Consider the following 14,352-nt stretch of genomic DNA (forward strand, 5'->3'; position numbering starts at 1 on the left):
TTATGTTGCTAAAAATATCACAATTATAAAACGTATTGTTAAGAAAATTTAACACTTTCAAAAATAAAAATTTGAAAGAAATAACTTAAAAAAAATAATTTTATGATTTCATTTTATTTCTTTTATTTAAATAATGCGTATCAAAATAGTAAAAAAAAGTAATTGTCCATATTCTTTCAAATTTCTTTTATTGAAAATTTACGTTGAATTAAAATCCATTGGAAGATAAAAACAAAATAGCCACGAATACGTAACAATCCTCAAAACAGACTGATTATGCATTCGTGGCAAAAATTCTTTACTTTATTATTTTACAACAATCGTTTTATTGTCAACTCCAATTCCAATAATCTTTAACGATTTCCATTGTTTTGGGAGCAATCCTTTGTTATATTTCAATCCCATGTCTGTTTGTTCCACTCCGCCAAAACCATAAATAACCGCCTGAAGCATCGCTCCCGCTCCTGTTGCAAAATATGGATTGTTACTATTGGCTGATTCCGAAAACACACCAAAAGGCGGTCGACTATTTGGCAAATAGGATTTAACAAAATAACTATAGGCTTTTTCTCTATCTCCTAATCGCGCATACAAAACTGATAAAACACCAGAAGCCATCGCCGGACCATCTTTTTTGTCAATTTTCTCAGCGTAGTATTCCAAATCTTTTTCAATTTGAGCCTTGTCTGTGATTACGTGTAAAGGATACGCTAACAAATTCACATCGGCTTGTTTTATCACCTGGCCCTGATAGCCTTTATAATTTTGAGTAATCCCATTTTCCCTGTGAATGAGTAATTTCTCCGAAACTTCTTTCCATAGCGGATTAATTGGTTCGTTCAAAATTACGGCTGCTTTAATCGTATTTTTCAAAGACTCAATCGCTGATGCATTGGTAAAGGCATTATCATCTACGTGTTGTGCATATTCATCGGCACCAACAACATTCAAAATAGAGAAACTCCCGTCCTGATTTTTCACTACACGACTTACCCAAAAATCAGCCGTTTCTTTTAGAACCGCCCATTCTTTTTTCAACCAGGCTTTATCTTGTGTGTAGCTGTAATAATTCCAAAAAGCAATCGAAACATCGGCCGTAATATGTTGTTCAAAAATCCCGGTCAATGCCCAAGTTGGCGTTGCTTCTTCTCCAGTATCATCCGATTCCCAAGGATACATCGCACCTTTATAACCATAAATAAAAGCTTTTTGCTTTGCTTTTTGCAAACGGTCTGAACGATAATCCAAACACGATTTTGCCATATCTGGCTGCAATGCTAAAAGTGTGGGGTACATCCAAAGTTCCGTGTCCCAAAAAATATGTCCGTTATATCCCTGTGAAGACAAACCCATTGGCGCAATACTCTGTCTGGTTTCCGGACGGATATATGAATACAAATTGAACAAGGCAAAACGTACGCGTTGTTGCGCATCTAAATCGCCTTCAATTTGAATATCACCCGTATTCCATAATTCGGCCCAAGCCTGTTTATGACGATTCAATAATTTATCAATTCCTTCCTGCAAAGCATATATTGGCTGTCTTTCGGATTCGTTCAAAGGATCCGTAACATCTTTCGAAGTGCAAATTCCACCTGCAACTGCAAATCGGTATTTTTTACCTTTTTGTAATTTTTTAGTAAAACCAACTTCATTTTCGGTTTGCTTTAAAGTTTCTCCCTGACCGTCAAAAAGAAAAGTTGTTGAAGCCGCAACAGTATATTTTCCAATTCGCGTTTTGGCAACTGTTCCAAAAACCGGCATTAAATACTGATTGTCTTTTAAAACGCGAAATTGACTTTTAGCCTCTTTCAATTCATCAGGAACTACCATGTAATTATTAGCCGTAATTTCTATATCCTTATTAGGGGTAATTTCGACAATTGCCATTGCTGAAAAAGGAATAGCTCTATTAGCCAAAATTGTATAATTAATAGTTGCCAAATCTTTAAATGAAAATGATGTGGTACTTGTCCCCTCCTTCATAGAAACCACTTGGCTCCAATTATTAATATTGTCTGATTTGATTTCTTGATTGTTTATGTTCAAATGCAGATTCAAAAACTCAATTCCTCGAACAATTCTGCTAATTCCATTTTCGGGACTGCCATCGTAAACTCCGTTCAAAATAATTTCTTTTGTTTTCAAAGGCATATCATCTGTAACAATTCCTATTTGACCATTTGCCATGGCTACACCATAATAATTTTCTCTGGAATTTGCCAGTAAATGCCATTCGTCTGATTTAGTTTGGCCAAAAACAATTGGACTTACTAAAAGCAGGAAGACTAAACTCTTAAATGTTGAAATCATAGTTGTATTTTTTAATAATATTTTCAAACTTATATAATTTATTTATTAAAAAAATGAATAGTTCCATATAGTACATGGAATACAATTCGAAAACGTTTTCGACTTACCGAAAACGTTTTTAGTGATACGATTTTAAATTAGTATAAAATAGAATTCTATTTTTATAGAGACAACATAACAATAAATTCTTTTTTTGATAAAATTCGCAACCAACATACTATTAATTTTTTCCCTATTTGGAAGTACATTATTCTTGCTTTCTTGTAAAAAAGAAGACGGCAGTACAACCATTGCGATTGACGTATCTGAAAAAATAAAAATTGATTCCTCACAGAAATACAAAGAGTGGTTTAGACCTCAATTTCATTTTTTACCAAAAAAAATGGATGAATGACATGAACGGTATGGTTTTCTACAAAGGGATTTATCATTTATTTTACCAATATTACCCGGACGATATTGTCTGGGGACCAATTCATTGGGGGCACGCTAACAGCAGCGATTTAATTCATTGGACAAATAAAAAAATTGCTTTATTTCCTGATACAGTAGGAATGATATTTTCAGGAAGCGCGGTTGTAAATCTAAATAACACCTCCGGTTTGGGAACAACTGAAAATCCGCCGATGATAGCGATTTCACCTACTACGACATGGCAGGCGAAAAAGCGGCCAAAACGGATTATCAAACGCAAGGTTTGGCTTACAGTTTAGATGAAGGTGAAACATGGTTGAAGTAAAAAACGAATCTATTTTCATGGCAAAATACAGAAAACCATTACTCTTGGCGTTTTCTATTACATTTTTCAATCAACTGTTCGGAATTAATGCCTTCTTATATTGTGCTCCCCGAATTTTTGAATTGGCCGGATTAGAGAAATCAGCTTCTTTTTTGAGTAGTATCGGAATTGGAGTGATTAATTTAATATTTACCATGATTGGAATATCGCTAATTGACAAATACGGAAGAAAAACACTTATGTATTTGGGTTCTGTAGGATACATCATTTCTTTGGGATTAGTAACAACCGCTTTTTATTTTGAATGGAAAGGAATGGCTGTTCCAATATTTTTATTCCTATTTATAGCTTGCCATGCCGTAGGTCAGGGAGCTGTAATTTTGGTATTTATTTCTAAATTATTCCCTAATAAATTAAGAGCCGCCGGAACTTCTTTTAGCACCTCGGTTCATTGGATTTTAGCGGCTTTAATTCCCTCTTTTATTCCATTTTTATTTAAAGAAATTGGAACAACAACCGTTTTTGCCATCTTCTGTATTATGATGGTTTTCCCATTGCTTTGGGTATTTACAAAATTGCCGGAAACCAAAGGAAGGACATTGGAAGAACTATCTGAAAGTTTATCAAAAAACGAATAATCATGACCAAAAAAATAATCTGTTTCGGGAAAGTTTTGTTTGATGTTTTCCCAACACATAGAAAAATTGGCGGTGCACCATTAAATGTCGCATTAAGACTCGCATCACTTGGGATAAATGCTCAAATAATCAGCCGAATTGGAAAGGATGAAATCGGAAAAGAACTCCTCGCTTTTATTGAAAAAAACGGAGTTGATACCGATACGATTCAAATAGACGAAAACTTATCTACCGGACAAGTTATTGTTCAATTGAACGAAAAAGGTTCTGCTTCATACACCATTAATTATCCGGTTCCCTGGGATAAAATTATTTGCATTCCAGAAGACAAAATCACGCTCAAAAAAGCGGATGCAATTGTTTTTGGCGCCCTTGTATGTAGAGATTCCGATTCACATGAATCACTATTAAAAATGATGAATTATGCAAAATACGCTGTTTGCGATGTTAATTTACGTGCTCCTTTTTACACCAAGATAATACTGATTGATTTGATGATGCAGTCTGATTTTATAAATTTCAATGCTGATGGGTTGTATGAAATAAGTGCTTTTTTGAATTCCCCCTATCATTCATTGGAACAAAACATAGTTTTTATTGCAGAGCAGACGAACACAAAACACATTTGTGTAACCAAAGGAAGTCATGGTGCGGTTTTGTATTACAATGAAAAAATGTACAACAAAAGTGGTTACAAAATTAATGTTGTCGATACGGTAGGTACCGGAGATTCCTTTTTGGCAGGATTACTTTCTAAACTTTTAGCTGATGCTAATCCACAGGAGGCAATTGATTTTGCTTGTGCTTTAGTGGCGATTGTAGCAAAAAACGAAGGGGCAAATCCAAAAATTTCCAATCGAGAAATCAATGATTTTATGAATACCTAAATGCTATTTTAAATAATTGTAAAGGGATCAAATAATAAGAACTTTCTAATAGAATTTTCCATTAATTAGTAATCACTCTATTACTCTGTATTAAATTCATCATTTTTTTTAAAACTGACAAAAGTATACCAAACTGTTTTTTGAAAAATGATTTACAATAAATAAATTGTAAATTCGTTTTCAAAAAACAGTTTTTTTGGCTTTTACAAACAGAATATTGAACTATGAATAATCCCACTCTCAAAGAAATTGCCGCTCAACTAGGGATTTCAATAACCACAGTTTCAAAGTCATTAAAAGGATATTCAGACGTTAGCGAAAAAACAAAAAAAGCGGTTATTGAACTTGCTAAAAAACTTAATTATACTCCAAATAGTTTTGCAGTAAACCTTAGAACGAAAGAATCAAAAACTATAGGATTGATAATCCCTACGCTTGTTCATGATTTTTTTTCAAATGTAATCAAAGGAATTCTGGAAGAAGCTGAAAAGCGGGATTACTTGGTTATCATTTTACAATCCAATGAAAAATTAGAGTTTGAAAAAAAACAAATCGATTTATTATTGAACAAAAGAGTAGATGGTATTTTGATGTCTTTGTCTAATGAAACTGGTGATTTTGAACATTTAAAATCGATTATTGCTTACAAGACTCCACTGGTACTTTTTGATAAAATTGCAAAGCTTGTAAACTGTTCCAAAGTAACCATTAATGATAAAAAAGCAGCGTATGATGCCGTTTGTTATCTTATAAAAAAAGGCTACAAAAAAATAGCGCACTTTAGAGGCTCTTATCTTCCACAAAATGCTATCGATAGGTTTTTAGGATACAAAAAAGCACTCGAAGATAACGGAATTCAATATGATTCATCTCTTGTTTATGTGTGTGACAACAACACCGATTTTGAAGATGGTTATGAAAATGCTAAAAAAGTAATAGACGAGCACCCTAAAATCGACGCTATTTTTGCCGTTACAGATTTAGTTGCCATTGGAATCATTAAATACTTTAATGAAAAAGAGATTTCAATTCCACAACGCATCGCTGTTTTAGGTTTCAGCAATTGGTTTATGTCGAGCGTTATCTCCCCAAAACTCTCCTCAATTGACCAACCTGGTTTTGAAATTGGAAGAAGATCAGCATCAATTCTATTTGACGAAATCAATCAAAAAAAGAAAAATTTACCCGTAATTTTTCAGTCAATTGAATTAGAAACCACCATCATTGAAAGAGAATCAACATAACAAAATCGGATTCTTTGGTAATAATCTTGCTCTTCTTTATTTTATATAACGAATCGATATTAATTTGTTTATTTTGATAAAAAAAGTACAATTAAGATAAAAATTAATATCTTGGTAACGAATATTTAAAGTAAAAGTCGTTTCTAGTAAACATCAGAAAACTTAAAAAGTCATTTCTCAAATTATTTTCCAAAAATTAAATACGTAGAAATTCGATTCATGAAAGATATTACTCTTAAAGAAATTGCAACTAAACTGGGAATTTCGATAACTACTGTTTCAAAAGCGCTAAAAAATTATCCCGATGTTAGTAAAAAAACTAAGGACTCGGTAATCGAACTTGCTCAGAAATTAAATTATACCCCTAATAGTTTTGCCGTAAATTTAAGAACAAAAGAGTCAAAAACTATTGGTTTAATAATCCCTGAAGTGGTGCATCACTTTTTTTCGAATGTGGTAAATGCCATTATTAACGAAGCAGAGAAAAACGGATATCTTGTCATCATTTTGCAATCCAATGAAACTTTAGCTTTGGAAAAAAAACAAGTAGAATTACTCATAAACAAGAGAGTCGATGGCATAATTATGTCACTTTCGAATGAATCTAACAACGACGGTCACATCCAGGAAATTATAAATAGAAACATTCCTTTTGTGATGTTTGACAAGATTGCCAAGCTTTCTAAATGCTCGAAAGTGATAATTGATGACCAGAAAGCAGCCTTTAATGCTGTCCAGCACTTAATTGATAATGGCTGCAAAAAAATCGCTCATATTCGTGGACCATTGAATCCTCAAAACGCCATAGACCGTTACATTGGCTATAAAAAAGCGTTAGAAAGTAACAAAATCCCTTTTGATACTAAATTAGTTTATACTTGTGAATACGTAACTTTTGAAGAAGGAAGAAATTTTGCTAAACAAATTATTACTGAACATTCTGACGTAGATGGTGTTTTTGCCATTACAGACTTAGTTGCGGTCGGCGCACTGGCTTATTTCAATGAAAATAAAATCAAAGTACCAGAACAAATAGCAGTAATTGGCTTTAGTAATTGGTTTATGTCACAAGTGCTAACTCCTAAATTAAGCACTGTAGATCAGCCAAGTCATCAAATGGGAATTGAATCTTTTAATTTATTATTAGAAGAAATGAATTGCCATAAAGAAGGGATTCCTTTTACTCCAAGAACTATAGAACTGGAAACTAAGGTTATCGTAAGAAAATCTTCAAATAAAAGTGAAATTTAAGATACCGTTATTTTAGAAAATCTATATTTCTTTTTATGCCTTGAAACTTTGCTCTCTTTAATGGCGAATTTTTAAAAACTACTTTAAATGTTTCTTCGGTTAGTTCCATCCAGTCTTTCTTAGACATCGAAAGTAATTCTGGATTTGGGTTAAAAAGAGGTTCATTATGTGGTTTTGAAAACTTGTTCCAAGGACAAACATCCTGACAAACATCACAACCAAAAGCCCAATCATCAAACTTACCTTTCATTTCCTGAGGAATATTTTCTTTTAATTCAATCGTAAAATAGGAAATGCATTTACTGCCGTCAACCACATAAGGTGCAACTATCGCCTCCGTAGGACAGGCGTCAATGCAAGCGGTACAAGTTCCACAATGATCCGTTATGGGGTTATCATAGTCTAAATCTAAATCGATGATGAGTTCCGCAATAAAGTAAAAAGAACCAACTTTTTGAGTCAGTAAATTACTGTTTTTACCTATCCAGCCTAAGCCACTTTTGGCAGCCCAAGCCTTATCGAGTACTGGTGCGGAATCGACAAAGGCACGTCCAGAAACTTCTCCAATTGTTGATTGAATGGAAGTTAAAAACTCTTTTAACTTTTCTTTAATTACAAAATGGTAATCCTGTCCATACGCATACTTTGAAATTTTATAAGAATCAGTTCCCACGCTTCGGGATTGTAGTTCTTCAGGGTAATAATTAAGCAACAGTGAAACAATACTTTTGGCATCATCGACCAATAAAGTTGGATTTAGACGCTTGTCAAAGTGGTTTTCCATAAAAGACATTTGGCCGTTTCTGTTATTATTTAACCAGTTTTCTAAACGTGGCGCTTCCTGTTCCAAGAAACCGGCTTTGGAAATTCCACAAGATAGAAAACCGAGGCGTTGCGCTTCGGATTTAATAAATTGCGTGTATGTAGTCTTGTGGTTGATAATTAAAAAAATAGAAGTTGATAAATGGAACTCCCTAGCGCTGATAGCAGCGGCATCCCGCGCTTTTTCTGCGCGGATATAGCGAATAGCAGGAAATAGCTCTTAAAAATTAGAATAAACCGCCTTGCATATTTGTCTTTAATTTCCCTAAATGCTTGTAGGCTTTATCGGTAACCTCCCTACCTCGAGGTGTTCTCATAATAAATCCTTCCTGAATCAAAAACGGCTCATAAACTTCCTCAATTGTTTCGCTACTTTCGGATACCGCTGTTGCCAAAGTAGTTAAACCAACCGGTCCGCCCTTGAATTTATCGATAATTGTAGTAAGAATTTTATTATCCATTTCATCCAGACCATGAGCATCTACATTAAGCGCTTTTAAGGCATAACGGGCAATTTCTATGTCAATTGTTCCATTTCCTTTTATCTGGGCAAAATCGCGTACACGACGCAACAATGCATTAGCGATACGTGGTGTTCCTCTGCTTCTTCCTGCAATTTCTATAGCTGCTTCCATTGATATTGGCATTTTAAATATGGTAGCACTTCTTTCCACGATAGTGGTTAATAACTCTGTAGTATAATATTGTAAACGGGAGGAAATTCCAAAACGAGCTCTCATGGGAGCGGTTAATAGACCAGAACGTGTCGTGGCTCCAATTAATGTAAATGGATTTAAATTAATTTGCACTGTTCTTGCATTTGGTCCTGATTCAATCATAATATCAATTTTGAAATCCTCCATTGCGGAATACAAATATTCTTCTACAATCGGACTCAAACGATGAATTTCATCAATGAATAAAACGTCTCTTTCTTCAAGGTTAGTCAATAAACCTGCCAAATCTCCCGGTTTATCTAAAACTGGACCAGAAGTAATTTTGATACCCACTTGTAATTCATTAGCAAGGATATTAGCTAATGTAGTTTTTCCTAAACCTGGAGGACCGTGAAAAAGCGTATGATCAAGCGCTTCATTTCGTTGATTTGCCGCTTGAACAAAAACTTTCAAGTTTTCTAAAATTTGTTCCTGTCCTGCAAAATCATCAAAAGAAAGCGGCCTTAATTTTTTTTCAAGATCAAGCTCTTCCGAATTATAACCGTTTGATGTTGGATCTAAATTTTCATTCATGTAACAAAGATAGCGAAGCAATTTTGAATTATAAATTTTAAATTTTAAATGCTATAAAAATTAAAAAGTAAATGAGTGAAATGATAGCACTTTGGTAAACAAAATAAAAAGTATAAAAAAGCCTCTACTTTCGCAGAGGCTTATCATTATGTTTTAGTGGTGTAAAACTTCTTCTCCTTCTTTCATCGGAACATTTTGAGGTACAAAATCTACATCGTGTGCTGGATTACTGTAGTCATAAGGCCAACGATAAACGTGAGGAATTTCACCAGGCCAGTTACCGTGAATGTGTTCTACTGGAGCAGTCCACTCAAGTGTATTCGATTTCCATGGATTCATTACAGATTTTTTACCGTAGAAAATACTAACGAAAAAGTTGTATAAGAAAACCAATTGAAAAGCTCCACCAATTAAAGCAAATGTTGTAATCAAAACGTTTACGTTTTGCAAATCATCAAATAACGGAAAGTTTGTGTTTGTGTAATAACGTCTTGGTAAACCAGCTAATCCGATAAAGTGCATTGGGAAGAAAACTCCATAAGCACAGATTGCAGTAACCCAAAAGTGTACATAACCAAGGTTCTTGTTTAACATTCTTCCAAACATTCTTGGGAACCAGTGATAGATTCCGGCGAACATACCATAAAGAGCAGAAATACCCATTACCAAATGAAAGTGAGCAACAACGAAATAAGTATCATGGACATTGATATCCAAAGTACTATCACCAAGAATAATTCCTGTTAAACCCCCTGTAATGAATGTAGAAACTAATCCAATAGAAAACAGCATAGCAGGATTCAACTGTAAATTTCCTTTCCACAATGTGGTTATGTAATTAAAAGCTTTTACTGCCGATGGAATAGCAATTAATAATGTAGTAAAAGTAAATACAGATCCTAAAAACGGATTCATTCCAGAGACAAACATGTGGTGACCCCAAACAATAGTCGATAGAAATGCAATTGCAATTATTGACATAATCATCGCTCTGTAACCAAAAATTGGTTTGCGCGAATTTGTCGCAATCACTTCAGAAGTAATACCCAAAGCTGGTAATAAAACGATATAAACTTCAGGATGCCCTAAAAACCAAAATAAGTGTTCGAACAATACTGGTGAACCACCTTGATAATGTAACACTTCTCCAGCAATATAAATATCAGACAAGAAAAACGAAGTTCCAAAACTTCTATCAAAAATCAACAATAAAGCCGCAGATAAAAGAACCGGAAAAGAAACTATACCGATAATAGCAGTAACGAAGAAAGCCCAAATTGTAAGTGGCAACCTTGTCATTGACATTCCTTTTGTTCTAAGATTAATAACCGTCACAACATAATTCAACGACCCCATTAATGATGAAGCGATAAATATTGCCATAGAAATCAACCATAAAGTCATACCTAAACCTGAACCAGATATCGCTTGTGGCAACGCACTCAGAGGAGGATAAATTGTCCATCCGGAATTCGCTGGCCCTGACTCAATAAATAATGAACTTATCATTATAACACTTGATAAAAAGAATAGCCAATAGGAAATCATATTCATGAATCCTGATGCCATATCTCTTGCTCCAATTTGCAGTGGAATCAATAAGTTACTAAATGTTCCACTTAAAGCCGCTGTAAGAACAAAAAATACCATTATTGTTCCATGTATGGTAACCAATGAAAGGTAAATATCATTTGTCATTACTCCGTTTGGAGCCCATTTATCACCAAGTAGTATATTAAAAATCCTAAATGACTCTTCTGGCCATGCCAATTGCATTCTAAATAACATAGACATTCCAACTCCTATAATACCCATGAAAATACCCGTAATTAAGTATTGCTTGGCAATCATTTTATGATCGATACTAAAGATATATTTAGTAATAAAAGTGTCTTTATGGTGATGTTCGTGTTCGTGATCTATTGTGTGATCGTGACCTTCTGCTGACATATATGTTTACTTTAAATTTTCTTGTTAATTATTTCATAGCCGTTACAACAGCTGCTGCAGTATCTTTTCCTTTTGTAGAATCTGTGACAGTTTTTCCATCAATTGTAGCAGGTTCAGCCAAAGCAGCTTTTACTTCGCTTACGATAGTAGCCTTATCTTTCAACCATGCTTTATAGTCTTCAGGTGTATCTACAATAATTTTCATTTGCATGTTGTAATGTGATGCTCCACAAATTTTATTACAAAGCAATAAGTAATCAAAAGTATAAGGATCTAAAGCAGTTTCACCCTTCGCAACTAAATCAATACTCTTCTTAGATCTCAAAGCATTAATGTTAGCCACTTTTTCTACCATAAAAGGTAATTCTCTATATTCTGTTGTTGTATAAATAGGTTCAAAAGCAAATTGAGTAACCATACCTGGAACACAGTTCATTTGAGCTCTAAAGTGAGGCATGTAAGCTGAATGCAAAACATCTTGAGAACGCATTTTAAAAAGGATTTTTTTACCTTTAGGGATATGCAATTCAGTTACTACAATATCATCTTGTGAATATGGATCAGCTAAATCAACTCCGACAGCGTTCGCTCCTTCAATAAATCTGACATTAGCCTTACCTAATACATTATCATTCCCTGAATATCTTGCTTTCCAGTTAAACTGTTGTGCATACAATTCTATAACAATAGTATCTTCATCTTCATCAACAAACATAATATTTGTCCAAGCAAAAAGTCCATAAAGAATCAAACCTGCTAAAACAACCGCCGGAATAACACTCCAAATAGCTTCTAACTTATTATTATCAGCAAAATAAAGCGCTTTTTGATCTTTTTTACCTCTGTATTTGAACGCAAAGTAATGCAATAACACTTGAGTAACAGCCTGTACTATAAAGATAAGAACCCATGTAATATTCATCAAGTTATCTACTTCACCACCATGTGCAGAGGCAGGTGTGTGAAGAACTAGAGGTCCCCATTTAAACAATCCATAAATTGAAAAAATATAAATGAAAGCTAAAAACCCAAACATCAAATAACCTTGAACGTTATTGTCGTTATCTGTAGCTACTTCCGAACTATCTGAATTGGAACCAACTTGCGTCAGATCGAATATTTTAGTCAATTGCCATAAAGCAACAGCTAATAAAACTAAAACTATAATTACCAACAAACTTGTCATCTGTTTTTTTCTTTAAATATTAATAATGAAAATGTTTACTTTCTTCTATAAAAGGATTTCTTTTTGCCAACAAAGGTGATTTAGTTAATGCTGTGAAAACAACATATATAAATAATCCTAAGAAGAAAAGAACGGATGCTATTTCTGATATACCTATAAACCATCTGTCTCCTACAGTTCCCGGCATAATCATATTAAAGAAATCAATATAATGGCCAGCTAATATTACAACTCCTGCCATAACTAATACCCAAGTAATTCTTTTAAAATCTGTATTGATTAATATCAATAAAGGGAATAAAAAATTCATTACAACAGCACCAAAAAATGGAAGATTGTACAATTCAATTCTGGTAATAAAATACGTCACCTCTTCAGGAATATTTGCGTACCATATCAACATGTACTGTGAAAACCATAAATAGGTCCAAAAAACACTAAAACCAAACATGAATTTCGCTAAATCATGAATATGACTTGTATTAACATACTCTAAAAATCCTCTTGATTTCAAGTACAAAGTAACCAAAGCAATAGTAGTTATAGCACTTACAAAAAAGCTAGAAAAAACATACCAACCAAACAATGTACTAAACCAGTGCGGATCGATTGACATTATCCAGTCCCAAGACATTATAGATTCAGAAACGATAAAAAACACAAGAAACATTGCTGAAAGCTTAAAGTTCTTTTTGTAATTAAGATCATCATTTGCCTCATCTTGTGCCAAACAATTTTTTCTAGAAAAATATTGGTATAAACTCCAACCCGTCAAAAATATAGCAGCTCTAACAATCCAAAAAGGGAAATTTAAATAACTTGATTTGTTCGCAATTAATTTATCATTCGCAACAACTTCAGGATCTAACCATATAAAAATGTGATTCAAATGTAATCCACACAATATTAAAATTACAAAAAAGATAAGTGAACCCACTGGTAAATATGCCGTTATACCTTGCATAACTCTGAATAAAACTGGAGACCATCCGGCTTGCGCGACTTGTTGAATTGCATAAAAAACTAAAACCCCTAATGAAACAAGCATAAAGAATATACAAGCAACATACAAAGCAGACCATGGTTTATTTTGTAACTGGTGCAGAACATGATTCAAATGTTCTTTATGTTCAGTCTCTTCACTAACCTCATGACCTTCCTTTTTTACAACCGACTCAACTTGAGTTTCCTCAATAACTTTCGCTGTGTCAACTTTCGTCGAATCAACAATTGGACTAACTACTGCTGTAGATTCCACCATTTTTTTGTCTTCGCTAGCTTCTCCACGGCCAACAGCAACTTCATGCGACGATTCGGCTGAAGTAGTCCCTTCGTGTTTTGCTTCGCCATGTCCACCATGACTTTCGGCTGCAAGAAGTTTTTCAACGTCTTGAATATCTTTTGGTGCAGTTAAAAAACCATATCCAATTCCTAATATACCTACGGCCATTAAGATGAAAGAAAGAGTTTTTAATTTACTTGAAAATGTATACATATCTATTACGATCAGTTTGTTCAACAATTATAATTCGCTTTTTAGTTTTAGAACATAGTCAGTAACTAACCAACGTTCATCGGCACTCAATTGGTTTGCATGGGAACCCATTGAATTTAAACCATAAGTTATTACGTGAAAAATACTTCCTTCAGTGATAACTCTATCTTTATAACTAGGAACACCCAGAAATTTTTCTCTTTCTACAAGCTTTCCTTTACCATTTCCAGAAGCACCATGACAACTGATACAATATATTTCAAAAAGGGCTGCGCCTTTTTCAGCGTCTCTGCTCAAAGAATCCAGTGGAGATTTAAGATTCGCTTTAGCCAACTCATATCCAGCGGTAGAATTTTCGTATTCATATGGCTCAGTACCTCTATCTAAACTTCCTTCAGCAGGAAGCTGTCCTTCTTTACCATTTTTAAATGCATTCGATTCAGCATAAGTTTCATACCCTACTGATTCATACATATTTGGAAAATACTGATAGTTTGGTGCCGCATTATTATGGCATGATGAAACTAAAATAGTAAAACCAAATAAAAGTGTTATTTTATATACGCTTTTCATATCT

At 33.9% G+C, this 14,352-nt stretch carries 12 protein-coding genes and 1 pseudogene; 6 read left to right on the top strand and 7 right to left on the bottom strand.

Features of this window, described 5'->3' with window-relative positions:
* Positions 1–306 precede the first annotated feature (306 nt).
* Positions 307–2,313 carry a kojibiose hydrolase gene (locus tag BMZ76_RS01560; RefSeq protein ID WP_091202916.1) on the bottom strand — a complete coding sequence of 669 codons (2,007 nt, stop codon included), beginning with the start codon at positions 2,311–2,313 and terminating at the stop codon, positions 307–309.
* Between the two features lie 193 nt (positions 2,314–2,506).
* Between BMZ76_RS01560 and BMZ76_RS16345 the strand changes: the two genes are divergently transcribed.
* The 6 genes and pseudogenes from BMZ76_RS16345 to BMZ76_RS01590 all read left to right on the top strand — a co-directional run bounded on the left by BMZ76_RS16345 (position 2,507) and on the right by BMZ76_RS01590 (position 7,072).
* Positions 2,507–2,707 carry a hypothetical protein gene (locus BMZ76_RS16345; protein ID WP_091202918.1) on the top strand — a complete coding sequence of 67 codons (201 nt, stop codon included), beginning with the start codon at positions 2,507–2,509 and terminating at the stop codon, positions 2,705–2,707.
* The gene (locus BMZ76_RS01570; RefSeq protein WP_317615041.1) at positions 2,700–3,026 is read left to right on the top strand and encodes a glycoside hydrolase family protein; all 327 of its coding nucleotides are present in this window, start codon (positions 2,700–2,702) and stop codon (positions 3,024–3,026) included. Before BMZ76_RS16345 ends, BMZ76_RS01570 begins: the two co-directional genes overlap by 8 nt.
* A 19-nt stretch (positions 3,027–3,045) precedes the next feature.
* A pseudogene (locus BMZ76_RS01575) lies at positions 3,046–3,690 on the top strand (MFS transporter); the annotation flags it as partial.
* A 2-nt stretch (positions 3,691–3,692) separates the two neighbouring features.
* Entirely contained in the window at positions 3,693–4,577 is an 885-nt protein-coding gene (locus tag BMZ76_RS01580; RefSeq protein ID WP_091202920.1) for a carbohydrate kinase family protein, read from the top strand.
* A gap of 224 nt (positions 4,578–4,801) precedes the next feature.
* Positions 4,802–5,821, top strand: a complete 1,020-nt coding sequence (locus BMZ76_RS01585; protein WP_091202923.1) for a LacI family DNA-binding transcriptional regulator — start codon at positions 4,802–4,804, stop codon at positions 5,819–5,821.
* Between the two features lie 219 nt (positions 5,822–6,040).
* On the top strand, positions 6,041–7,072 hold the full coding sequence (locus BMZ76_RS01590) for a LacI family DNA-binding transcriptional regulator (RefSeq protein ID WP_091202925.1): 1,032 nt from the start codon (positions 6,041–6,043) through the stop codon (positions 7,070–7,072).
* A 7-nt stretch (positions 7,073–7,079) separates the two neighbouring features.
* Here the strand turns inward: BMZ76_RS01590 and queG are convergent, their stop codons facing one another.
* The 6 genes from queG to BMZ76_RS01620 all read right to left on the bottom strand — a co-directional run bounded on the left by queG (position 7,080) and on the right by BMZ76_RS01620 (position 14,348).
* A complete protein-coding gene (gene queG, locus BMZ76_RS01595) occupies positions 7,080–8,015 on the bottom strand; it encodes a tRNA epoxyqueuosine(34) reductase QueG (protein WP_091202928.1) in 936 nt (311 codons plus the stop codon).
* A gap of 106 nt (positions 8,016–8,121) precedes the next feature.
* Complete coding sequence (ruvB, locus tag BMZ76_RS01600) at positions 8,122–9,144, bottom strand: Holliday junction branch migration DNA helicase RuvB (RefSeq protein WP_091202930.1); 1,023 nt, start codon at positions 9,142–9,144, stop codon at positions 8,122–8,124.
* A gap of 153 nt (positions 9,145–9,297) precedes the next feature.
* Positions 9,298–11,094: a cytochrome c oxidase subunit I gene (locus BMZ76_RS01605; RefSeq protein WP_091202933.1), complete on the bottom strand. Its 1,797-nt coding sequence runs from the start codon at positions 11,092–11,094 to the stop codon at positions 9,298–9,300.
* Between the two features lie 28 nt (positions 11,095–11,122).
* Positions 11,123–12,280: a cytochrome c oxidase subunit II gene (locus BMZ76_RS01610; protein ID WP_091202936.1), complete on the bottom strand. Its 1,158-nt coding sequence runs from the start codon at positions 12,278–12,280 to the stop codon at positions 11,123–11,125.
* 19 nt (positions 12,281–12,299) lie between these two features.
* A complete protein-coding gene (locus BMZ76_RS01615) occupies positions 12,300–13,775 on the bottom strand; it encodes a cation-translocating P-type ATPase (RefSeq protein WP_091202938.1) in 1,476 nt (491 codons plus the stop codon).
* A 27-nt stretch (positions 13,776–13,802) separates the two neighbouring features.
* Positions 13,803–14,348, bottom strand: coding sequence for a cytochrome c (locus tag BMZ76_RS01620; RefSeq protein ID WP_091202940.1), 546 nt, complete (start codon positions 14,346–14,348; stop codon positions 13,803–13,805).
* Positions 14,349–14,352 lie beyond the last annotated feature (4 nt).

The organism is Flavobacterium xueshanense (genome assembly GCF_900112975.1).
In the GTDB taxonomy this organism is placed as follows: Bacteria; Bacteroidota; Bacteroidia; order Flavobacteriales; family Flavobacteriaceae; genus Flavobacterium; species Flavobacterium xueshanense.